The 21,226-nt window shown below is 42.5% G+C and carries 23 protein-coding genes and 3 tRNA genes; 21 read left to right on the top strand and 5 right to left on the bottom strand.

Features of this window, described 5'->3' with window-relative positions; all coding sequences use genetic code 11:
- Positions 1-12: 12 nt before the first annotated feature.
- The 14 genes from cydB to phoC all read left to right on the top strand — a co-directional run bounded on the left by cydB (position 13) and on the right by phoC (position 8,921).
- Positions 13-1,152 carry a cytochrome d ubiquinol oxidase subunit II gene (gene cydB, locus I3B46_RS16325; RefSeq protein WP_163762157.1) on the top strand — a complete coding sequence of 380 codons (1,140 nt, stop codon included), beginning with the start codon at positions 13-15 and terminating at the stop codon, positions 1,150-1,152.
- Positions 1,153-1,164: 12 nt separating this feature from the next.
- A complete protein-coding gene (cydX, locus tag I3B46_RS16320) occupies positions 1,165-1,278 on the top strand; it encodes a cytochrome bd-I oxidase subunit CydX (protein WP_008912071.1) in 114 nt (37 codons plus the stop codon).
- A gap of 6 nt (positions 1,279-1,284) precedes the next feature.
- Positions 1,285-1,572: a cyd operon protein YbgE gene (gene ybgE, locus I3B46_RS16315; RefSeq protein WP_004917770.1), complete on the top strand. Its 288-nt coding sequence runs from the start codon at positions 1,285-1,287 to the stop codon at positions 1,570-1,572.
- 132 nt (positions 1,573-1,704) lie between these two features.
- A complete protein-coding gene (ybgC, locus tag I3B46_RS16310) occupies positions 1,705-2,100 on the top strand; it encodes a tol-pal system-associated acyl-CoA thioesterase (protein WP_004917771.1) in 396 nt (131 codons plus the stop codon).
- On the top strand, positions 2,097-2,780 hold the full coding sequence (gene tolQ, locus I3B46_RS16305) for a Tol-Pal system protein TolQ (protein ID WP_004917773.1): 684 nt from the start codon (positions 2,097-2,099) through the stop codon (positions 2,778-2,780). The genes ybgC and tolQ overlap by 4 nt, the downstream gene beginning before the upstream one ends.
- A gap of 17 nt (positions 2,781-2,797) precedes the next feature.
- The gene (gene tolR / locus I3B46_RS16300; RefSeq protein WP_004917775.1) at positions 2,798-3,220 is read left to right on the top strand and encodes a colicin uptake protein TolR; all 423 of its coding nucleotides are present in this window, start codon (positions 2,798-2,800) and stop codon (positions 3,218-3,220) included.
- A 36-nt stretch (positions 3,221-3,256) separates the two neighbouring features.
- Positions 3,257-4,375, top strand: coding sequence for a cell envelope integrity protein TolA (gene tolA / locus I3B46_RS16295; RefSeq protein WP_004917777.1), 1,119 nt, complete (start codon positions 3,257-3,259; stop codon positions 4,373-4,375).
- 139 nt (positions 4,376-4,514) lie between these two features.
- Positions 4,515-5,807 carry a Tol-Pal system beta propeller repeat protein TolB gene (tolB, locus tag I3B46_RS16290; RefSeq protein WP_196993101.1) on the top strand — a complete coding sequence of 431 codons (1,293 nt, stop codon included), beginning with the start codon at positions 4,515-4,517 and terminating at the stop codon, positions 5,805-5,807.
- Positions 5,808-5,849: 42 nt separating this feature from the next.
- Entirely contained in the window at positions 5,850-6,347 is a 498-nt protein-coding gene (pal, locus tag I3B46_RS16285; protein WP_014657760.1) for a peptidoglycan-associated lipoprotein Pal, read from the top strand.
- Positions 6,348-6,369: 22 nt separating this feature from the next.
- A complete protein-coding gene (gene cpoB, locus I3B46_RS16280; protein WP_004917784.1) occupies positions 6,370-7,137 on the top strand; it encodes a cell division protein CpoB in 768 nt (255 codons plus the stop codon).
- A 154-nt stretch (positions 7,138-7,291) separates the two neighbouring features.
- Positions 7,292-7,367, top strand: a tRNA-Lys gene (locus I3B46_RS16275).
- A gap of 158 nt (positions 7,368-7,525) precedes the next feature.
- A tRNA-Lys gene (locus I3B46_RS16270) sits at positions 7,526-7,601 on the top strand.
- Between the two features lie 32 nt (positions 7,602-7,633).
- Positions 7,634-7,709, top strand: a tRNA-Lys gene (locus I3B46_RS16265).
- Between the two features lie 465 nt (positions 7,710-8,174).
- Positions 8,175-8,921 (top strand): acid phosphatase PhoC, encoded by a 747-nt coding sequence (phoC, locus tag I3B46_RS16260; protein ID WP_004917790.1) that lies wholly within the window; start codon positions 8,175-8,177, stop codon positions 8,919-8,921.
- A gap of 80 nt (positions 8,922-9,001) precedes the next feature.
- Here the strand turns inward: phoC and I3B46_RS16255 are convergent, their stop codons facing one another.
- Positions 9,002-9,877 carry an aminoglycoside 6-adenylyltransferase gene (locus I3B46_RS16255; RefSeq protein ID WP_004917792.1) on the bottom strand — a complete coding sequence of 292 codons (876 nt, stop codon included), beginning with the start codon at positions 9,875-9,877 and terminating at the stop codon, positions 9,002-9,004.
- A 248-nt stretch (positions 9,878-10,125) separates the two neighbouring features.
- Here I3B46_RS16255 and nadA point away from each other — a divergent pair, with 248 nt between their 5' ends.
- The 4 genes from nadA to I3B46_RS16235 all read left to right on the top strand — a co-directional run bounded on the left by nadA (position 10,126) and on the right by I3B46_RS16235 (position 14,620).
- Positions 10,126-11,166 carry a quinolinate synthase NadA gene (gene nadA, locus I3B46_RS16250; protein ID WP_004917794.1) on the top strand — a complete coding sequence of 347 codons (1,041 nt, stop codon included), beginning with the start codon at positions 10,126-10,128 and terminating at the stop codon, positions 11,164-11,166.
- A gap of 77 nt (positions 11,167-11,243) precedes the next feature.
- The gene (gene pnuC / locus I3B46_RS16245) at positions 11,244-11,960 is read left to right on the top strand and encodes a nicotinamide riboside transporter PnuC (protein ID WP_004917797.1); all 717 of its coding nucleotides are present in this window, start codon (positions 11,244-11,246) and stop codon (positions 11,958-11,960) included.
- A 367-nt stretch (positions 11,961-12,327) separates the two neighbouring features.
- The gene (aroG, locus tag I3B46_RS16240; RefSeq protein WP_014657762.1) at positions 12,328-13,383 is read left to right on the top strand and encodes a 3-deoxy-7-phosphoheptulonate synthase AroG; all 1,056 of its coding nucleotides are present in this window, start codon (positions 12,328-12,330) and stop codon (positions 13,381-13,383) included.
- Positions 13,384-13,933: 550 nt separating this feature from the next.
- The gene (locus I3B46_RS16235; RefSeq protein ID WP_004917800.1) at positions 13,934-14,620 is read left to right on the top strand and encodes an outer membrane protein; all 687 of its coding nucleotides are present in this window, start codon (positions 13,934-13,936) and stop codon (positions 14,618-14,620) included.
- 83 nt (positions 14,621-14,703) lie between these two features.
- On the opposite strand, the gene gpmA is transcribed toward I3B46_RS16235, so the two are convergent.
- The 4 genes from gpmA to modE all read right to left on the bottom strand — a co-directional run bounded on the left by gpmA (position 14,704) and on the right by modE (position 19,114).
- The gene (gpmA, locus tag I3B46_RS16230) at positions 14,704-15,456 is read right to left on the bottom strand and encodes a 2,3-diphosphoglycerate-dependent phosphoglycerate mutase (RefSeq protein ID WP_004917803.1); all 753 of its coding nucleotides are present in this window, start codon (positions 15,454-15,456) and stop codon (positions 14,704-14,706) included.
- A 171-nt stretch (positions 15,457-15,627) separates the two neighbouring features.
- Complete coding sequence (locus I3B46_RS16225; protein WP_104873341.1) at positions 15,628-16,458, bottom strand: CPBP family intramembrane glutamic endopeptidase; 831 nt, start codon at positions 16,456-16,458, stop codon at positions 15,628-15,630.
- A 212-nt stretch (positions 16,459-16,670) separates the two neighbouring features.
- Positions 16,671-18,155 (bottom strand): molybdate ABC transporter ATP-binding protein ModF, encoded by a 1,485-nt coding sequence (gene modF / locus I3B46_RS16220; protein WP_053110327.1) that lies wholly within the window; start codon positions 18,153-18,155, stop codon positions 16,671-16,673.
- Positions 18,156-18,322: 167 nt separating this feature from the next.
- On the bottom strand, positions 18,323-19,114 hold the full coding sequence (gene modE, locus I3B46_RS16215; RefSeq protein ID WP_014657765.1) for a molybdenum-dependent transcriptional regulator: 792 nt from the start codon (positions 19,112-19,114) through the stop codon (positions 18,323-18,325).
- Between the two features lie 246 nt (positions 19,115-19,360).
- Here modE and I3B46_RS16210 point away from each other — a divergent pair, with 246 nt between their 5' ends.
- The 3 genes from I3B46_RS16210 to modB all read left to right on the top strand — a co-directional run bounded on the left by I3B46_RS16210 (position 19,361) and on the right by modB (position 21,225).
- Positions 19,361-19,510, top strand: a complete 150-nt coding sequence (locus tag I3B46_RS16210; protein WP_014657766.1) for an AcrZ family multidrug efflux pump-associated protein — start codon at positions 19,361-19,363, stop codon at positions 19,508-19,510.
- Positions 19,511-19,746: 236 nt separating this feature from the next.
- Positions 19,747-20,517 (top strand): molybdate ABC transporter substrate-binding protein, encoded by a 771-nt coding sequence (modA, locus tag I3B46_RS16205; protein ID WP_014657767.1) that lies wholly within the window; start codon positions 19,747-19,749, stop codon positions 20,515-20,517.
- 18 nt (positions 20,518-20,535) lie between these two features.
- On the top strand, positions 20,536-21,225 hold the full coding sequence (gene modB / locus I3B46_RS16200; protein WP_004917815.1) for a molybdate ABC transporter permease subunit: 690 nt from the start codon (positions 20,536-20,538) through the stop codon (positions 21,223-21,225).
- The last annotated feature ends 1 nt before the right edge of the window (position 21,226 follow it).

The raw sequence follows: 21,226 nt of genomic DNA, 5'->3' as shown, positions 1-21,226 counted from the left end.
AGGAGTCCACTTATGTTTGATTATGAAGTTCTTCGATTTGTGTGGTGGATTCTAATCGGCGTTCTGCTGATTGGCTTCGCTGTCACGGATGGCTTTGACATGGGCGTCGGCTTCTTATTACCAATTCTAGGTAAAACAGATACTGATCGCCGTATCATGATTAACTCAGTTGCGCCGCACTGGGATGGTAACCAAGTTTGGTTGATCACCGCAGGTGGTGCGATGTTTGCAGCATGGCCACAAGTGTATGCTGCGGCATTCTCAGGTTTCTATGTCGCGATGATTTTAGTGCTTGCAGCACTGTTCTTCCGCCCAGTCGGTTTTGACTACCGTTCTAAGTTGGAGAATCCAAAATGGCGCAACATGTGGGACTGGGGTCTATTTATCGGTGGTTTCGTTCCACCATTAGTTATCGGTGTTGCGTTTGGTAACCTGCTTTTAGGTGTTCCATTCCAAATCGATAGCCAACAATATCTGACTTATACAGGTAACTTGTTCGGCCTACTGAACCCATATGGTCTGTTAGCTGGTGTTGTTAGCTTAATGATGATTGTGACTCAAGGTGCAACATACTTACAAATGCGTACGACTGGTGAACTACACCTACGTGTTCGTAAAGCAACTTATGTAACAGCATTATTAACTCTGCTGGCTTTCTCAGGTGCAGGTGCTTGGTTGGTTATGGGTATCGATGGCTACGTTGTGACTTCAACTATCGATACATTAAGCGTATCTAACCCACTGAACAAAACTGTCGAAGTTGCTTCAGGTGCGTGGTTGACTAATTTCAACAACTATCCTGTGCTGTGGGCATTACCTGCTCTAGGTGTGGTATTGCCACTGTTGACTATGCTGTTTAGTAAAGCAGACAAAAATGCGTTAGCGTTTGTGAGTTCATCTCTCACTATCGCTTGTATCATTTTAACTTGTGGTGTTGCAATGTTCCCATTCATCATGCCATCAAACATCATGCCAAATGCAAGTTTGACCATGTGGGATGCAACATCTAGCCTGTTTACTCTGCAAGTTATGACGGTTGTTGCGATTATTTTTGTTCCAATTGTATTGGCTTACACTGCGTGGTGTTACTACAAAATGTTTGGCCGTTTGGACAAAAACTTCATCGAAGGCAACAAGCATTCACTGTATTAAGGAGCATAACATATGTGGTATTTTGCCTGGATTCTTGGCACGCTGTTAGCTTGTAGTTTTGCAGTGATTGCAGCTCTAGCTTTAGAGCATGCGGAAGATAAAGCTGCTGCTAAAGATGGCGAGTAATAAATAATGCTGGTGGATAAAAGCTATCAGCTATTGGATAAGGGTCCGGTACGGATCCTTATCCTTATATTAGCGTTAGGGATTGCTGGGAGTGTCATGTGGGATCCAACCCAATTTGCGGCTAAAACCAGCTCATTTCTTATCTGGCAAGGGTTATTACTTATTTGGGCAACCTGTAGTGGCATGATTTTTGGTGTCGGATTTCGACCTAATAAATTGATTTGGCGACTACTTTTCCATCCTTTACCTGCCATCATTATCCTTATCTGGGGCTTGGTTAAAGTCTTCAGCTAATCTAATTGTCAATTATGGGTCTGCGGATCCATAATTTTTTTTGATAACTTTACCCCTAGGTCATTCCAAAGCGCCACCGTCTTGAGTATAGTGGCACCGTTAATTAATTTAACCTAGGATGGAGTGATTGTTATGTTATTTCGTTGGCCTGTTCGCGTCTATTATGAAGATACGGATGCGGGCGGTGTGGTTTATCATGCACGTTATCTCGCTTTTTTTGAACGGGCTAGGACCGAGATGCTACGGGATAAAGGTATCAATCAACAAAGTTTACTGGCTGAGAATATCGGGTTTGTTGTCAGGAGTATGACAACGGACTTTGTCAGAGCGGCTCGGCTGGACGATTTATTGGAAATTGAGACACAAATCATTGAGATGAAGCGTGCCTCTTTAACCTTTCAACAAAGGTTAATTGATTCACAAGGTAACCTGCTTTGCGGGGCTACGGCCCTGATTGCTTGTGTGGACACATCAAAAATGAAGCCGACAGCGCTTCCTAAGTCTATTGTCGCGGAGTTTAAACAGTGACTGACATGAATATCGTGGATTTATTCCTAAAAGCGAGCCTATTGGTTCAGATCATTATGTTCGTTTTGATTGGTTTCTCTATTGCTTCTTGGGCCATCATTATTCAGAGAACAAAAATTTTAAATGCGGCAGCTCGAGAAGCGGAAGCGTTTGAAGATAAGTTTTGGTCTGGTATTGAGTTATCTCGCTTATACAAAGAAAGTCAGGCTCGCCGTGACTCGCTAAGTGGAGCAGAACAAATTTTCCATGCAGGTTTCAAAGAGTTTGTTCGTTTACACCAAGCGAATATTCATGCACCGGATGCTGTTGTCACCGGGGCATCTCGTGCTATGCGCATTTCGATGAACCGTGAGCTTGAATCCGTAGAAGCGCACATCCCATTTTTAGGGACGGTTGGTTCTATTAGCCCTTATATTGGTCTTTTTGGTACGGTATGGGGAATTATGCATGCCTTTATTGCATTAGGTGCGGTTAAACAAGCAACACTACAAATGGTAGCGCCGGGTATCGCTGAAGCGTTGATTGCAACAGCAATTGGTTTGTTTGCAGCAATCCCAGCGGTAATGGCATATAACCGATTAAATCAGCGAGTCAATAAGCTAGAACAGAGCTACGATAACTTTATGGAAGAGTTTCTGGCTATCTTACATCGCCAAGCATTCTCTGCTGATAAGAAATAATACGGGGAGATAAGCGAATGGCGCGCAATAGTCGCAGACGTGAGCTAAAATCCGAAATCAACATTGTCCCATTGCTGGATGTTTTGTTGGTACTGTTGCTAATTTTTATGGCGACAGCACCGATTATTTCACAAAGCGTGGAGGTTGATCTGCCGGATGCCGCTGAAAGCCAGACCGTATCATCAAGCGATAATCCACCGATTATTTTAGAGGTTGCGGGAGTTGGTCAATACAATATGTTAATTGATGGTGAGCGCTTAGAGCTACTACCACCAGAACAGATTGCGGCTGAAGCGAAAGCTCAGCTAGATAAAAATCCAAAGGCGATTTTCCTTATCGGTGGTGCAAAAGAAGTGCCCTATGATGAAGTGATTAAGGCATTGAATATTTTGCATCAAGCTGGGATCAAATCGGTCGGTTTAATGACTCAACCCATGTAATTGAGTGAGTAATGATTCTTTTTTTGGAAACCAATTGTGGGAAAGACAAAAGAGAAAAAAGATAATTTAAGGCTTTCTCTTCTAACGTCGCTTGCGTTGCACGTTTTATTGATAGGCCTAATTATAATTGGTTCCTTAGTTTCCGTTGTCAAACTTGGCGGCGGAGGGGAGGAGGGGACTGTCATCGATGCGGTGATGGTCGATCCCGGCGCGGTTGTTCAGCAATATAACCAAATGCAACAACAAGAAAATAGCGCTAAACAAGCAGCTAAAGAGCGTAAAGAGAAAGAGCGTAAACAAGAAGCTGAGCTAAGGGAAAAGCAAGAGCAGGAACAAAAACGTCTGCAACAGCTTGAGCAAGAGCGTATTCAAAGTGAACGAGAAGCGCAGGAGCGGCAAAAACAAGTTGAGCAGCAACAAAAACAAGCAGCTGAAGCGGCAAGAAAAGCGAAGGAAGAGCAAAAAATAGCGGAAGAAGCGGCGGCAAAAGCCAAAGCAGAAAAAGAACGCTTGATTAAAGAACAAGCTGCCGCGAAGGAAAAAGCAGAGGCTGAAGCGAAAAAAGAAGCCGAAGCGATAAAAGCGAAAGCAGCGGCTGATGCTAAGGCGAAAGCGGAGAAAGAAGCGAAAGCTAAAGCGGAAAAAGAGGCGAAAGAGAAAGCGGAGAAAGAAGCGAAAGCTAAAGCAGCTAAAGAAGCTAAGGCCAAAGCCGATAAGGAAGCAAAAGCCAAAGCAGCTAAAGAGAAAGCAGAGGCTGCAAAAAATTCCGCTGAGATTGATAATCTACTCGGTGATTTGACCTCTACAGGGCCAAGTCGTGAAGGTGGAGCGGCTTCCGCAGGCCAAGGTGGCGGTAAACGTTCTGGGGCATCCAATGCAGACGTTGAAAATTATGCAAGTAAAATAAAAGCCGCGATTCAGAGTAAGTTTTATGATTCAGATACTTACCGTGGACGTACGTGTGAACTTAAGTTACAAATTGCACCTGATGGCTTATTAGTAAGTATTACCCCTAAAAATAATGCTTCTAATGACCCAGCACTGTGTAGTGCAGCAATCAGAGCTGCAAACCTTGCAACGTTACCACGCCCACCGGCGGATGTGTATGAAGCATTTAAAAAACAAGGAAGTACAGTTGTATTTAGCCCAAAATAAGATAAGTCGGAGCTGTCTGTATTGAATTTATGTCTGCTATAGCATAAATAGTTCTTACAATATCTAGTTTTGTTAGTATACCTTTGTTAAAATTCAGCGAATTATTGTGGCAGTGAATACCACAGTAAGGGAGATAAGGATGAAGCAGGCTTTTAAAGTAGTTCTCGGGTTCCTCATGTTATGGGCAACAGTTGCTCAGGCTGAAATCCGTATTGAGATCACGGAAGGTGTTAATAGTGCTCAGCCAATAGGGGTTGTTCCTTTTAAATGGTCTGGCTCAGGTACACCTCCACAAGAAATCGGGCAAATTGTTGGTGCTGATTTACGCAATAGTGGCAAATTTAACCCTATTGAGCCTAGTCGTATGCCTCAACAACCTGCGACCGCTTCTGAAGTAGTTCCTGAGGCTTGGACAGCATTGGGGATTAATGCCGTTGTTGTCGGTCAAATCCAACCCGCGGCTGATGGCAGCTATGTGGTTAGCTACCAATTAGTTGATGTTGCTGGTAGCCCAGGCACGGTCTTATCTCAAAACCAGTATAAGGTCACTAAAGAGTGGTTACGTTATGCCGCCCATACCGCAAGCGATGAAGTTTTTGAAAAGCTGACTGGTATTCGTGGTGCATTCCGTACACGTATCGCCTATGTTGTGACTAATAAAGGGGGTCAATACCCTTATGAATTACGTGTTTCTGATTACGATGGCTATAACCAATTTACGGTTCATCGTTCTCCGGAACCTTTGATGTCGCCAGCTTGGTCACCTGATGGTGAGCGTTTGGCGTATGTGACGTTTGAAAGTGGCAGTTCAGCACTGGTGATTCAGACGCTATCGACTGGCGCCGTTCGTCAGGTTGCATCATTCCCTCGTCATAATGGTGCTCCAGCGTTTTCTCCAGATGGGACTAAACTGGCTTTTGCTTTGTCAAAAACAGGTAGCTTAAATCTTTATATTATGGATTTAGCGAGCGGCCAAATTCGTCAAGTGACTGATGGTCGTAGTAATAATACAGAGCCAAGCTGGATGCCAGATAGTCAAACATTGGTCTATACATCTGACCAAGCGGGTCGTCCGCAAATTTACAAGATTAATATTAATGGCGATAGCCCTGAACGTGTGACCTGGGAAGGTACACAAAATCAGGACGCTGATGTTAGCCCGGATGGATCTTTCATTGTAATGGTCAGCTCCGGCGGTGGTCAGCAGCATATCGCCAAACAGGATCTGGCGACGGGTAACGTTGAATATTTAACGAAAACGTTTCTAGATGAAACGCCGAGTATCGCACCTAACGGCACTATGGTTATTTATAGCTCCTCTCAAGGCTTGGGGACTATATTGCAGCTAGTTTCGACCGACGGGCGTTTCAAAGCGCGTCTTCCGGCAACCGATGGACAGGTTAAATTTCCTGCTTGGTCGCCGTATCTGTGATGCATAATAATAATGTGTGGCAAACTATTAAGGATCAAAACGATGCAACTGAATAAAGTGCTTAAAGGGCTGATGATCGCATTACCAATCATGGCTGTCGCAGCTTGTAGCTCTAACAAAAACAATGACCAAAATGGCGCGGATTCTTCAATGAACCAAACTAACAGCGGTCTGTCTGCGGAAGAGCTGGCACGTCAGCAAATGCAAGAACTGCAAAATAACAATATCGTTTACTTCGGTTTCGATAAATACAACGTATCTCCAGAATACGCTGATATGTTAGATGCTCATGCAGCTTTCCTACGTAACAACCCATCTGTTAAAGTTGTTGTTGAAGGTCATGCGGATGAGCGTGGTACTCCTGAGTACAACATCGCACTGGGTGAACGTCGTGCTAATGCAGTTAAAATGTACCTGCAAAGCAAAGGTGTAGCGGGTGATCAAGTTTCTCTGGTTTCTTACGGTAAAGAAAAACCAGCTGTGTTAGGTCACACAGAAGCTGATTACGCTAAAAACCGTCGTGCAGTTATTGCATACTAATCGATAAGCGAAATTATCTCTTATGAACAGTAACTTCAGACATTTATTTGTAGGTCTGTCGTTATTGGTTGGCGTAGCGGCCCCTTGGGCCGCTATTGCCCAAGCGCCAATCATTAATGTCGGATCCGGTTCATCCGGTGATCGTCTTACTCAGCTTGAGACGGCAGTTAACTCTCAAGGCCAGATCTTATATCAAATCCAGCAACAGATTGCTGACAACCAACGCGATATCGATACATTGCGTGGTCAGATTCAGGAAAATCAATATAAACTGAATCAAATTGTTGAGCGCCAAAAAGATTTGTATATGCAATTAGGTCAGGTGAGTGGCGGTACTACAGAATCATCAAATTCATCGGCAGCAGCGGACTCCTCCACTTCAGCACCTGCACCAGAAGCTTCTGGTGGTGGCGAAAAGGAAGATTATAATGCTGCAGTTGCGCTTGCGATGAAAAGCAAATCTAAAGCGCAAATCGATGAGGCCATCGGTGCATTACAAAGCTTTATTAAAAGCTATCCCAAATCCAGCTATCAATCTAATGCTAACTATTGGTTAGGGCAACTTAACTATAATAAAGGTAGCAAAGATGATGCGGCATTCTACTTTGCAACTGTTGTGAAAGAATATCCTAAATCCCAAAAAAGCAGTGAGGCCCTGTATAAAGTCGGCCTGATCATGCAAGACAAAGGGCAGAAGGATAAAGCAAAAGCGGTTTATCAACAGGTGCTGAAACAGTATCCGAATAGCGCTGGTGCTAAACTTGCAGAGAAAAAGCTTAGCTCACTTTAATGATTAACCCCGAAGAAGTAATTACCGAATATTTCGGGGTTAACCGTATGATAAGTGTACATTCAATCGTTTTTTTCAAAAAAATCATTGCACCATCGTCAGAAATGAGTAATATAAGCCGCCGTTGACGCAAGAATAAGTTGTTAAGTTTAATGGGTCGTTAGCTCAGTCGGTAGAGCAGTTGACTTTTAATCAATTGGTCGCAGGTTCGAATCCTGCACGACCCACCATTAACAGCCTCTATTTCGTTAATGTGCTTTAAGATGTGTGAGTTAATTTAGTCGGTAGAACAAGAGCTCATTGAACGCTTGTTCGTATTAGGCCTCAAACACAATGAGTCACCCTGCACGACCGCCATCTTAAAATAAAAAAATCAGTTATATCAGATGGGTCGTTAGCTCAGTCGGTAGAGCAGTTGACTTTTAATCAATTGGTCGCAGGTTCGAATCCTGCACGACCCACCATCTTAAGATAACAAAATCCAGTCATATTAGATGGGTCGTTAGCTCAGTCGGTAGAGCAGTTGACTTTTAATCAATTGGTCGCAGGTTCGAATCCTGCACGACCCACCATCTATAGAAATGCCATTATCTTCAAATCCTTCCATTTTCTAGCGTAGTTAAATTGTGTTATTCAATCTAAAAGCCCATCAAGCAAAATAGCGCTATATTGGCCACAATGGCTCGTATGTGTCGATGATTTCCAGAAATGCGCCTGTATCCTCTCCTAATCGATTAATTATACCGGTATTAGGGTAAGGGGCGGCATTGGGAATGGACCCGTGTAGACGCCGATTTTCAAACCTCTTCGTATGAGTAAGTCGATATTTAGTCGCGATCTTGTGGCTATCATCACCTAACTCTTGAGCAAAAACCATTCAGCCTGAGTTATTGTGTGGGTATTGACTTCTTTTTTTGAGAACTTACGCAAGGTATTACTGACCTACTTGGACTAGTCTAAATAAAACATCAATAACTGATCACCTTGTAAAATATAAATTATTTTATCTATGGCAAAGACTAGGAAAGGACTAGCGGATGAAAAAACTATTAGCAGTATTCTGCGCAGGGGCTTTTGTTTCAACCAGTGTATTTGCGGCGATCCCTCCCGGCAATGATGTGACAACTAAACCCGATCTTTATTATTTAAAAAACTCACAGGCTATTGATAGTTTAGCGTTATTGCCGCCACCACCTGAAGTGGGCAGCATCTTATTTTTAAACGACCAAGCGATGTATGAAAAAGGCCGTTTATTGCGAAACACTGAGCGTGGAGAACAAGCCGCTAAGGATGCTGATCTGGCTGCGGGCGGTGTTGCGAACGCATTTTCTGAAGCTTTTGGTTATCCCATTACCGAAAAGGATGCGCCTGAAATTCATAAATTGCTGACGAATATGATTGAAGATGCGGGGGATTTAGCAACTCGCTCAGCCAAAGAGAAATACATGCGCATTCGTCCATTTGCGTTCTACGGTGTTGCTACCTGTAACACGAAAGATCAGGACAAATTATCTAAGAATGGCTCTTATCCTTCCGGACACACCGCAATTGGCTGGGCATCTGCACTCGTATTGTCAGAAATTAACCCAGAAAACCAAGATAAAATTTTAAAACGTGGTTATGAACTTGGCCAAAGCCGAGTCATCTGTGGTTACCATTGGCAAAGTGATGTTGATGCAGCTCGTATCGTTGCATCGGGTGCGGTAGCAACTTTACACTCCAACCCTGAATTCCAAAAACAGTTACAAAAAGCCAAAGACGAATTTGCTAAACTGAAAAAATAGCTTTACTTAAAAACGATACCGCCCCATCAGTAACAACGAGAGGGGCGGTTTTTTATTGTGTTTTATATGGTAAAATCGCGTCAGATCCCTTCAGGCAATAAACTGTTATCTTGCAACATGCCAACTACCAGTGTTTGCATGCGCTGGCCAAGAGTGTGGTCGATGGTATAATTGAGCTGCTGGGCGACTTCCACCGTGATTTCATCAAAGCATTTCATCAACAGATGTAAGCTGTATGCAGCTTGTTGCGCATTACGGTAATCAAACAAGGTTTCCATTGCTTGGATAATGTGCTCTGGCATCCATTGTTGATATGCTCTGCCGTGATACCAAACATCTTGCTGCCCTTTACTTTTGTTTGAGACATAGCACTCTAACATCGTCAGTAGGGCATTTTTCATATCAACGTCTCTTGACCAAGCGCTCCAGAGTTCATTACGCGAAAGGGCAATCGCAACTTGATGTGATTCATACCAAAATTCGTTCACAATAAACGTGAATTTGTTTTGACTGAGTTGCTTAGGCGGAAGTTGTACCTGATCACTGTCGGGAAGGTTATCCGTGATACCGCTTTTATCGAGTAAAATGGTGTAGCCACGGGCATAAGTATTATCAAGCCCATATTGCTTCATCTTTTGCAATCGACTTGGTTCAGCAAAGGTAAAATCAACTTTTCTTCCTTGCTCGTAAATCGCTAAACAAGTCGGGCATTCAGGCTCATTTTCACCACCATTTGTAAGATGTAGAGCCACTAGAGGCTGACCAAATTGATGTATCCATTGTTGGTCATGAAAAAGTGCTGTTACACCTGAACCGACTAATTCAATATCAATGTCTGAATAATGATCAATTTGTTGTTCTCTACCTCTTGAGCCTGTCAAAATGACGGCATCAATTCTAGGATCGAGCAAAGAAACGGAAATAATTTTATTGATTAAAGATGCAGGTGATTCCATAGCTAACCCATCGAATTTATTGATGTGGCTAAGATACCTGTAAAATGATTAAAATGCTAAAAAACTCGATAATTATCATGATTATTTAGTGAATAGTGAGAAATCACGCCATCATCACCAAAAATCGAGAAGACTTCCTCAATGAATTGGGGTATCTTGTTTAGTATATAAAACAAAAATGTGGTTTTCGACCCATTTTATAGGCGATTTTAGATGTAAAATTGCATTATGCTAAACAGAGGCACAAGATGAGCGAGTTTATTGATTTTAACCAGTCGGTTTATCCGTTCCCTGCTAGACCTGCATTGCTAAGCTCAGAAGAGAAAGCATTTTATCGTGAGCGCATCAAAGCGTTATTGCTGGAAAAAAATGCGGTGATAGTTGCACATTATTATACCGATCCTGAAATCCAAGCATTGGCTGAGGAAACAGGTGGATGTGTTGCTGACTCTCTGGAAATGGCTCGTTTTGGCGCCCGTCATAGTGCATCAACCCTGCTAGTCGCGGGGGTACGTTTTATGGGGGAAACCGCAAAAATCTTAAGCCCTGAAAAAACCGTTTTAATGCCAACATTAGATGCCGAATGTTCACTTGATTTAGGCTGCCCAGAGGCGGATTTTGCGCGTTTTTGCGATCAGCACCCTGATCGTACAGTGGTGGTTTATGCGAATACCTCTGCGGCGGTGAAAGCACGAGCAGATTGGGTGGTGACATCCAGTATTGCGGTAGAATTAATCGAGCATCTTGATAGCCTAGGCGAGAAAATTATTTGGGCGCCTGACCGCCATCTTGGCCGTTATGTTCAACAACAAACAGGGGCTGATATTTTGTGTTGGCAGGGCGCTTGTATTGTTCATGATGAATTTAAAACCCAGTCTCTGAGCAAAATGAAAGCGCTGTATCCAGAAGCGGCGGTGCTGGTTCACCCTGAGTCTCCTCAAGCTGTTGTCGAGCTTGCTGATGCTGTCGGCTCGACAAGCCAATTAATCAAAGCGGCGCAAACGTTGCCTCATCCATCAATGATAGTCGCGACCGATAAAGGCATTTTTTATAAAATGCAGCAAGCGTGCCCTGATAAGTCTTTGTATATCGCGCCGACCGCGGGGGAAGGTGCGACATGCCGTACTTGTGCCCATTGCCCTTGGATGGCGATGAATGGTTTAAAAGCAATAGCACAAGCCTTAGAGAGTCACGGGGAGCAACATCAAATTTATGTGAGCGAAGCGCTACGTCAAAAAGCGATGTTACCTTTAAATAGAATGCTAGATTTTGCAGAGAGTCTAAAATAAAAGAGCACTATTGTTTATATCGAGGCCACGCGGAATCATAATGTGGCATGACATAGGGTTGAGAGAAGGATTTTGGGATGGATTTCTTTAGCACAAGTAATGTATTAGTGAATATTCCTCTATGGGATAGTGTGTATGAATTGTCATACATCGAAGCAGTAGGAACAGTGGCTGGTTTGTTATGTATTTTGCTAGCTAGTCTTGAAAAAACCATTAATTACTTGTTTGGTTTAATCAATGTGACGCTGTTTGGGGTGATTTTTTTTCAAATCCAACTGTATGCTAATTTACTTTTACAGGTATTTTTCTTTATCGCCAATATTTATGGTTGGTATGCGTGGAGCCGAGTGGATAACCAGCAACAAACGGAACTGAAAATTCGCTGGTTAAGCCTGCCTAAGGCGACGATAACAGTGATCATCTCTTTATTTGTGATCATTTACCTAACATACAATATTGATTGGGTCTTTGGGGTATTGGCGGAATGGGCAATTAACATTTTGAATCTGTTTGGCGCTAACCTAACAATGCCTGTGTTAGAACCCGATGCATTTCCATTCTGGGATTCGACCATGACAGTATTATCTGTGGTTGCAATGATCCTGATGACGCGTAAGTACGTTGAAAATTGGCTTTTATGGGTGATCATCAACGTAATTAGTATTATCGTATTCTATAAGCAAGGGGTATATGCGATGTCATTAGAGTACCTCATTTTGCTAGGTATCGCGCTGAATGGTTCAAGGCTTTGGGTGAAATCGGCAAAACAAAACGGCTCTGTGCCCCTCTCATAAACCACGGTGACGAAAATTAACAATAAAACGGCTAAAGTAACATTATCGATGTTTTGCCGTTTTTATTGTTTTTTACTCTAAAATTCCCCCTAAATATGGGGCTATTGTGCTGTTTAATCGCCTTTAGCCTCATTTTATAATCTGAAAGCTTAAAACTAACTATTTCATACTAAGCTTGCCTGTTTACAGAAGGCGGCTGAACGGTTAGATTAAAATTTCGATACCTGTCGTCTTTCAAGTTGCAGCATTGTGAGTGGTAAGAGAATCTCTCTTCGCTTAAAAGTAAGTGTTTACCATCGGCCTGCTATTGGAATCCATAGGGTATGTAAATCATCTATATAAAAAAATAAACATTGGATTAACGGGTATGAATTATCAGAACGATGACGTCAGAATTAAACAAATAAAAGAATTATTGCCACCAATTGCGTTGTTGGAGAAGTTTCCAGCGACGGACAAAGCGGCGTTTACCGTTCATGAAGCACGTCTCGCCATCCATAATATACTGTCAGGCGAAGATGATCGCCTTGTGGTTGTGATTGGTCCTTGCTCTATTCATGATACTAAAGCTGCTCTGGAATATGCCGAGCGCCTTAATAAGTTACGAGAAGAACTCAAAGATTCGCTAGAAATTGTGATGCGTGTGTATTTTGAAAAACCGCGTACCACAGTAGGTTGGAAAGGGCTAATTAATGACCCTAATATGGACAATAGCTTTAATATCAATGAAGGGCTACGTATTGCCCGTGAACTATTGGTGAAAATTAATGACCAAGGCCTGCCGACCGCAGGTGAATTTCTCGATATGATCAGCCCTCAATATGTCGCTGACCTAATGAGCTGGGGGGCGATTGGTGCACGCACAACAGAATCGCAAGTACATCGTGAATTGGCTTCTGGTCTCTCTTGCCCAGTTGGCTTTAAAAATGGAACAGATGGCACGATTAAGATCGCTATTGATGCGATTAATTCAGCACGTTCACCGCATTGTTTCTTATCGGTCACCAAATGGGGGCATTCTGCAATCGTCAATACTAGCGGGAACCCAGATTGCCACATTATTTTACGTGGTGGTAAAGAGCCAAACTACAGTGCGGAACACGTTAAGGCGGTGCGCGAAGGGCTAGTGAATGCAGGTCTAACCCCCAGCATTATGATTGACTTTAGCCACGCAAACAGTAACAAGAAATTTGAAAGACAAATGATAGTTGCTGATGACGTCAGTGAGCAATTACGCCAAGGTGATCGCTCTATTACAGGTGTCATGATCGAAAGCCACCTTGTTGAAGGCAATCAAAGCCTAGAGTCAGGTGAGCCTCTGGTTTATGGGAAAAGTGTCACTGATGCATGTATCGGATGGGATGATACAGAAAAAGTATTGCGCCAATTGTCTGATGCGGTGATTGCTCGTCGCCAGAAGTAATCGATAGTATTTCATATAGGAAGCCAGAGTCTTGTTGCTCTGGCTTTTTTACGTTATTAGATAGGAGAATCGTACTCTTTAGATTGGTAAACCGACAGGCAGCATACCACTCTCCTATTACTTATTATGAGATTAGAATCTCTAAAGCTATTGACCGATATGGTGTGGATAGCGATAGAGCAATCTAAACTTACTTTTTGGTTGTGTTGAGCTATTTTCGGATGAGTTCATGATGAACATAATCGCACTACCAAAAATAAAACGCCAAAATACCTTAAATCACGATCCGCTAAAAATACCTGTAAAAGGGGTTTTTGTGGCCTTTCTGCTCATGAATAAATAATGCAAGGAAAAATCAATATTTAAGATTTTTCTTGTCGAGCTATTCACTGTATTTACTCGTTATTATAGTTTGTTTATTTTTATTATCTTAGTTTTATATTTTTTGTTTTCAGTAAAAATGAACAAATCATTCAAAAAACTTCTCTTTCTTTAATGGTCTCTAAAGTAAATAATCCCTTTTCGATATTATAACTAAAGGGAAATATTAATGAGGAAGTTACAACTTGCATCGTTAACATTTGCATTAATCAGCACGATGGGAAGTGCTTTTGCGTCAACTAACCAAGAGGGATATTACGGTTCCGCACGACTTTCTAAAGTGTGGCAAAAAGCGGATAGTATGGATACGAGTCTCCGCCCAGGGATTGGCCAGTTTGTTTCTGGTGATGATAAAGATGATTTCTACAATGCTTCTCTTGCAGCGGGTTATCAGTATGGTAATGGCTGGCGTACCGAAGGGGAGTATAGTTTTAATAAAAAAGCGGAGTACACCAGTGGCTCAACCGCTTTTTCAACCAGCTTTAATCATCACAAAACGGAATCGCAGCGTTTAATGCTGAATGTTTATCGTGATTATGATATCTACCAAGGGATTTCAGTGTATGGCACCGTGGGATTGGGTGTTGCAAAAGTGAAATCATCGGGATGGCAAGGTAATGCCGCACGTCAATATGGTAGCAATACTGACACTAACTTAGCGTACTCGATTGGCGCTGGTGTAAGTTACGAGCCTATTGATAAATTAAATTTTGACTTGGGATATCGTTATATTGATTTAGGGAAAATCGAAAGCGGTATGAATCGTTTTGCCAATGCGCGTGGCATACAGGATGAGCAGATGAAAGCGCACCTTAAGTCACAAGAGCTTGTGTTAGGCGTTAGATATCTATTTTAATTTTTAACGTATTATTATTCATTGGAATATGTCATACAAAAAGGGTTGGCGATTAGCCAACCCTTTACTTTATTTAACTTTAATTATTTTGCTTTGCCTTGGTTGGCAACCGCTGCTTGTTTTGCAGCGATTTCATCTTGGTTGCCAAGATAGTAATGTTTGATTGGTTTCATGTTTTCATCAAACTCATAAACCAGTGGCACTGCTGTTGGGATATTGAGGTTAAGAATTTCTTCTTCGCCCATGTTATCCAAGTATTTTACCAGCGCACGCAGTGAGTTACCGTGAGCTGCAATAATCACTTTTTCACCCGCCGCAACACGTGGTTTGATCTCTTGTTCCCAGTAAGGCACAACACGCTCAATGGTTGTTGCTAAGCTTTCTGTTACTGGCAGTTCCTCGCTAGACAGTTTTGCATAGCGTGGATCGTGGCCTGGGAAACGTTCGTCATCTTTTGTTAGCTCAGGTGGCGTGATGGCAAAACCACGGCGCCAGAGTTTAACTTGCTCATCACCATATTTAGCCGCAGTTTCTGATTTATCTAGACCTTGCAGTGCACCATAGTGACGCTCATTTAGTTTCCAGCTCTTTTCAACAGGCAGCCATTGCTGATCAACCTGATCAAGGATGTTCCATAAGGTATGGATAGCACGTTTCAGAACTGAGGTATAGGCGAAATCAAAGACAAAGCCTTCATCTTTCAGCAGTTGGCCTGCATTTTTTGCTTCTTCACGGCCTTTGTCTGACAGCTCAACATCAGTCCAGCCAGTGAAACGGTTCTCTTTGTTCCACTCGCTCTCACCGTGTCTTACCAAAACCAGTTTAGTTACAGCCATAGCTTAAACTCCTATCAGTACATTCAAATTAAAATGAATCATTGCTGACTTACATTATAGGGATAGTCAATCCGAACGCTAGTCACAACTGATGTTTTACCCAAACCAAATCAAAAAAGTGATAGTCAGTCGGTTATTTGGATAAAAATCGTACCTTAATCAGCTTGTTTTTTATCCAGCAACCATTTTGACTGGGTAAGTAAAAAATAACAGATGCAATAGATTTAACCCGAAGTGAAACGATACAGCAAGCCATAATTTGCCACTCCACATCCATGCTAGTCCATAAATAATCCCTGCAAGGGTCGCAAAAAGGATCAGCAACGGGCCTCCCGCGAAATGCACAGCCCCAAACACTAAGGCACACACGATTAATGCAAGATAAGGGGAGCCAAACCATTGAGTGAGGCGCTGCTGGAGATAGCCACGAAATAATGCTTCTTCGGCTAATGAGACAAATAATAAATTGCAAATAATGAATGCAGGTAACCAAGTCGGCAAATGCCACTCAAAACCTAGTCCTCCCGCAATGGCAGCAACAACCAATAACATAGGAACGGCAATGATCAGTAACCACCATTGCCAAGGTTTTGCTGTTTTGGGGGCTTGAGCTGAAAATAGGCTGGGGAGACAAAATAACAAAACAAAAGGAACCAAGGCCTTATCAAAGTTAAAGTACATGGTAAATGGTCTGCTTTGCTCGCCAACAATCACGCTATCGAGGTATTTGAGGTTATGAAATCCTGGGAAAAAATGAATCAATAGGCCTACAGAGCAGATAACAAGCGTGACCTCGCTAATAACTTTGACCCAGACATGATATTGAAAGCGCCAACCTATCACGCCAATGACAATAATGGCGACAAATAAGAGAATTGCTTGCCAACTTAGTACACCCGTAAATAGTGCTATTGTTGTCGCAAGTAAGAGTAAAAATGTGGCAATAAATCGATGCGTTGCAAGTGTTGTGAGTGAAGCCGCCAAAATAAACCAACTGGCCATACGTTGTTCCTAAAATCTATTCGAATTATTTAAAGCGGCACAGTGTAATTGTTTTCAGTTATTTTCCGAGGAAAAAGCACAGCTATTGGTCTGGAATGATAAAAAATTAATATAAATAAACAGGTTATATAGCTGAGTATTAAGTGTGCGAACTAATCATTAGATTAATTTAGGTCGATAATCAAACATTATCGACCCCAATGATGGCGCGGTTAGACCGTTTGTTGCTCGACAGTTTCTATGTCATAACGATATTTGCCGTTATCAGGAACAAACTTCAATCGATGGGTAATGCAAGTTGGCGCATCTTCTTGATGGTGAGTAACAAAAAGAAGCTGAGTCGTGCCTTGGCTGAGCATTACATCAATAAAACGTAGGACTAATAAACGGTTTAAACCATCTAGCCCTTGAAGTGGCTCATCTAAAATCAAAACAGCCGGATGTTTGACTAAGGCGCGTGCGATAAGCACAAGTCGTTGCTGACCCCATGATAAGCTATGGAAAGGTTGTTGTGCTGTTTGTGAGGGAAAACCGAGTAGGGCTAGCCACTCATAAGCCAGTTGAATTTGGCGATCAGAAGGTGTCTGATATAAACCAATTGAGTCGTGGAACCCAGAGATGATCACATTAATCACGCTAGTCGCGACGCGGTACTCTTGATGAATGCTGTTACTAACATAACCAATATGGCGTTTGATATCCCAAATCGTCTCACCTGTGCCTCTGCGACGACCAAATAGCGTTAAATCATTACTATAGCCTTGAGGATGATCTCCGGTAATTAGGCTTAATAGCGTGGATTTCCCTGCACCGTTTTCGCCGATAATTTGCCAATGCTCACTGGGATTAACCTGCCAGTTCAAACCATGCAAAATCGGTTTGTCGTTATAGCTGACCACGCCGTTTTTCAAAATAACCCGTGGAATATCGCTAGGAAGTGGGGCTTCAGCCGTTGGATCTTCCATTTCAGGGATAGTGAGATGTTTTAAGCTTTCGCTATGTTGAAGCTGGGTGATTAACGTGTTAGCAAGTACTGACTCACGGCTGCCTGATAAAGTCAGTTTGCAGTCGGCTAATACGCCCATATTGTCAATAAAGTCGGGTAACTCATCAAATCGGTTCAGGATCAATACAATTGTTAACCCTTTTTCAGATAAGCTGCTAAGTAACTCGCTCAGATTATTTCGTGAATAGACATCAAGGCCATCAAAAGGCTCATCAAGCACTAATAAATCAGGTTCCCCCATAAGGGTTTGGCAGAGTAAAACTTTGCGTGTTTCCCCTGTTGACAGATATTTAAAGCGTCGAGAAAGCAGATCGTGAATGCCAAATTTTGTGGCCAGTTCAAGACAGTATTCATTGTCTCGGTGGTGGAGTTGGATAATTTCAGCGGCGGTATATCCGGTATCGTCTTCATCTTCACTAAGCAGATCCGTGTTATTACGCTGCCACTCTTCATTAATCATGTTTTGCAGTTGTTCGAAAGAGAGGCGTACGGGAGATACAAAGCTATTTTCCACAATACCTGAGAGTGGTTTTAGTTCCCCTGATAACGCTTTTGCAAGTGATGACTTACCACTACCATTGGCCCCAATAAACGCCCAACTTTCATGCTGATTAATGGCTAATTCAGGAATATCCAGTGTTTGTGTGTCACTGAGCTTAAAGCTGCTGTGACGAAGGGTGATTGCTTTCATGCCACTTCCTTATTTTTGTCATTATTTTTGTCGTTATTTACCTGTCACCTCAACAAATAATCATGATTACAGATAAAGTCAATCATTCACTGGAGAAAGGCGCACAAAAAACAAGCTTGCACTTATCTATTGGTGAGGAAATGGCGTATTTAGATAAGTGCACGTGGTTAGCATAGTGTGGCAATAATCACTTGATCGGCATTAAATAGCGCTGTGACATTATCGTTGAGCTGCAATTGTTGGCTATCGACTTCTTGGTTACTGAGGGTAGAGCATAGGCTCTCACCACCTAATAGGGTCACGATCACTTCGCTGTTTTCTTGACCACGTTCAAGTGCGGTTATCTTCCCAGCGAGTTGATTGTCAAATTCACTATTTTTTATTGGTTGCTTCGTCAATTTTATCCAAGGTGCTTTAATCAGAGCGAGTACTTCCTTACCTTCAGTAAGGCGTAGACGGTTGGCACTCTGTTCTGTAAGAGCGGCATTAATGATGGTTTTATTGTCGGCCAATAACACTTGGACATGTTGTTGAACTTGGTGATGGTCACGAGCAATCAGAGTACCAAAAAACTGATTACGCGCGCTGGTTTGCAATGAAAAACGGGAAATCGCGGCTAGAAGACTATCAAGAGGTAATGTGTCTTCTTTGAGAACATCAAAGGCTTTTTGCTGAATTTGTGCCAGTAAGTCGTATAGCTGTAGCAGTCTTTCCCCATAGTGGGTCAATGTTGTGCCACCACCACCTTTACCGCCAGTGGCTCTATCCACTAAAATATCGTCAGCAAGCTGGTTCATTTCATTGATAGCATCCCAGGCACTTTTATAGCTGATCCCAGCCAATTTAGCACCTTGGCTAATAGAGCCTGTTGCTTTGATTTGCTTGAGCAATGAAATTCGGCGAGGGTCTGCAAATAAACTCCCTTGTAGCTTTAGTGTCAGTAAGATTTCTGCTTGCATAAATATAACCCTTCCTATCAGATTGAATATACTCAAGTTGTACTTTGTATTAGTGAGAGTATATAAATAAACTGTCATCGCGACGCTTAATAAAAAAGCACGTTTAGTGTGTCGTTAGAAATAGAATTTGTCTACAATAGTGACAGCTATCCCGCTATTATATACGTTATTATTTAAATTCAGCTTTATTTTCCCTCGTCAGCGCATCAGTTGGCTGGTGGGCACAGTATCACTGAAGAGGCTTTAATGTTAGAAATTTTAAAAAGCATGGGCTTTGCCCTGTTGATGGTTCCCGTTGTGATGTTTTTGATTATGGGGCTAATTTACGGCCTCGGGGCTTTCTTTAATCTGCTATCTAAAGCTCACGTTCCGCACCATCATACAGAGAAGGAATAACTCTCCTCCCTATTTAAGTTCGCCTGTTTTTTAGTGGTATACTGAGAAACAGGCAACTCTATCTATTTGTCTTTGGTTGATACGCTTTTAAAGCAAGTCTTCCCTCACTTTTCTGCTTCTGGTATAAGTTTTGATGCAATTCATTGCGCTAGCACACTTTTCTGCACGCGATGACTTTAAGTTATCGTTATATCCTGTTATATATAGCGTGATAACTAATATTAGGGTGGACTGAAATGAAAAAAAATTTGATCACGTTGTTGGCGGGTGTCACGATAACACTTTCTATGGCAAGCCATACGGTTGCAGCAGAGAAAATAACTGTTTTTGCTGCCGCCTCTTTGACAAATGCGATGAATGAAATTTCTGAACAATATCAGAAAGAAAACAAAGTAGAAGTTGTCTCATCATATGCATCATCATCGACACTTGCTCGTCAAATTGAGCAAGGAGCGCCTGCAAATCTATTTATTTCTGCCGATCAGCAATGGATGAATTATGCTATTGATAAGCATTTGATGGTTGAAAACACGCGCTACACTTTATTAGGTAATGAGTTGGTATTGATCGCACCCAAAGATTCCAAAATTGAAAAGGTGGAGATCAATAAACAAACGGATTGGAAAAAGCTGCTTGATGGCGGCCGTCTGGCGGTAGGCGATCCGGAGCATGTTCCTGTTGGGATTTATGCGAAAGAAGCATTGAGCTATTTAGGGGCATGGGATACGGTCAATCCGTTATTAGCACGTACCAATAATGTGCGTAGTGGTATGGCCTTGGTTGAACGCGATGAAGCGCCTTTAGGGATAGTGTATGGCTCCGATGCCGTTGCTAGCCAAAAAGTCAAAGTCGTTGGTATTTTTCCAGCAGACTCGCACAAACCCGTTGAATATCCAATGGCTATTGTGAAAGACCAAGATAATCAAGCAACTCGTGACTTTTATGAATATTTGAAAACGCCAGCCGCTTCAGAAGTATTCAAACGTTACGGTTTCACCCCACGTTAAGGGATTTTAGTATTGCAGATGTTAAGTGCTTATGAATGGGAAGCCATCTACCTGAGCTTAAAAGTTTCAAGTGTGGCAGTCATGTTTAGTTTGCCACTAGGTATTTTGGTTGCATGGGTATTGGTGCGTTGTCATTTCCCCGGCAAAACACTGCTGGATAGTATTATCCATCTACCATTGGTGTTACCGCCAGTGGTAGTGGGGTATTTATTATTGATCAGTATGGGACGCCGCGGTTTTATTGGGGAATGGCTGTATAGCTGGTTTGGGTTTAGCTTTACGTTTAGCTGGCGCGGTGCCGCATTGGCCTCCGCCGTGGTGGCTTTTCCATTGATGGTGCGGGCGATCCGTTTAGCGCTCGAAGCCGTTGATCGTAAACTTGAGCAAGCGGCTCGAACATTAGGCGCGACGCCATTACGTGTCTTTTTTACGATAACTATCCCATTATCACTGCCCGGTATTATTGTGGGAACGGTATTAGCATTTGCACGCTCATTAGGGGAGTTTGGGGCGACTATCACCTTTGTATCGAATATTCCCGGAGAAACACAAACCATCCCACTTGCGATGTATACCTTAATTGAAACACCGGGGGCGGAAGTGGATGCAGCCCGCTTGTGTGTGATTGCTATTATCTTGGCATTAATTTCACTATTAGTTTCAGAATGGCTGACCCGTTGGGGCAAAAAGCGATTGGGGGTAGCCTGAT

This window comes from Providencia sp. 2.29, from assembly GCF_015832305.1.
Classification (GTDB): Bacteria; Pseudomonadota; Gammaproteobacteria; order Enterobacterales; family Enterobacteriaceae; genus Providencia; species Providencia stuartii.
The sequence above is the reverse complement of the archived record's forward strand: the minus strand, read 5'-3'. Positions and strand labels throughout refer to the sequence as shown.

Excerpts from the sequence above, each read along its gene's own strand:
- tolB (WP_196993101.1), top strand. The coding sequence starts at position 4,515 with ATGAAGCAGGCTTTTAAAGTAGTTCTCGGGTTCCTCATGTTATGGGCA.
- phoC (WP_004917790.1), top strand. The coding sequence starts at position 8,175 with ATGAAAAAACTATTAGCAGTATTCTGCGCAGGGGCTTTTGTTTCAACC.
- modA (WP_014657767.1), top strand. The coding sequence starts at position 19,747 with ATGAAAAAAAATTTGATCACGTTGTTGGCGGGTGTCACGATAACACTT.
- modE (WP_014657765.1), bottom strand. The coding sequence starts at position 19,114 with ATGCAAGCAGAAATCTTACTGACACTAAAGCTACAAGGGAGTTTATTT.
- nadA (WP_004917794.1), top strand. The coding sequence starts at position 10,126 with ATGAGCGAGTTTATTGATTTTAACCAGTCGGTTTATCCGTTCCCTGCT.
- cpoB (WP_004917784.1), top strand. The coding sequence starts at position 6,370 with ATGAACAGTAACTTCAGACATTTATTTGTAGGTCTGTCGTTATTGGTT.
- I3B46_RS16255 (WP_004917792.1), bottom strand. The coding sequence starts at position 9,877 with ATGGAATCACCTGCATCTTTAATCAATAAAATTATTTCCGTTTCTTTG.
- gpmA (WP_004917803.1), bottom strand. The coding sequence starts at position 15,456 with ATGGCTGTAACTAAACTGGTTTTGGTAAGACACGGTGAGAGCGAGTGG.
- aroG (WP_014657762.1), top strand. The coding sequence starts at position 12,328 with ATGAATTATCAGAACGATGACGTCAGAATTAAACAAATAAAAGAATTA.
- modF (WP_053110327.1), bottom strand. The coding sequence starts at position 18,155 with ATGAAAGCAATCACCCTTCGTCACAGCAGCTTTAAGCTCAGTGACACA.
- cydX (WP_008912071.1), top strand. The coding sequence starts at position 1,165 with ATGTGGTATTTTGCCTGGATTCTTGGCACGCTGTTAGCTTGTAGTTTT.
- cydB (WP_163762157.1), top strand. The coding sequence starts at position 13 with ATGTTTGATTATGAAGTTCTTCGATTTGTGTGGTGGATTCTAATCGGC.
- tolR (WP_004917775.1), top strand. The coding sequence starts at position 2,798 with ATGGCGCGCAATAGTCGCAGACGTGAGCTAAAATCCGAAATCAACATT.
- pal (WP_014657760.1), top strand. The coding sequence starts at position 5,850 with ATGCAACTGAATAAAGTGCTTAAAGGGCTGATGATCGCATTACCAATC.
- pnuC (WP_004917797.1), top strand. The coding sequence starts at position 11,244 with ATGGATTTCTTTAGCACAAGTAATGTATTAGTGAATATTCCTCTATGG.
- I3B46_RS16235 (WP_004917800.1), top strand. The coding sequence starts at position 13,934 with ATGAGGAAGTTACAACTTGCATCGTTAACATTTGCATTAATCAGCACG.
- I3B46_RS16225 (WP_104873341.1), bottom strand. The coding sequence starts at position 16,458 with ATGGCCAGTTGGTTTATTTTGGCGGCTTCACTCACAACACTTGCAACG.
- modB (WP_004917815.1), top strand. The coding sequence starts at position 20,536 with ATGTTAAGTGCTTATGAATGGGAAGCCATCTACCTGAGCTTAAAAGTT.
- ybgE (WP_004917770.1), top strand. The coding sequence starts at position 1,285 with ATGCTGGTGGATAAAAGCTATCAGCTATTGGATAAGGGTCCGGTACGG.
- ybgC (WP_004917771.1), top strand. The coding sequence starts at position 1,705 with ATGTTATTTCGTTGGCCTGTTCGCGTCTATTATGAAGATACGGATGCG.
- I3B46_RS16210 (WP_014657766.1), top strand. The coding sequence starts at position 19,361 with ATGTTAGAAATTTTAAAAAGCATGGGCTTTGCCCTGTTGATGGTTCCC.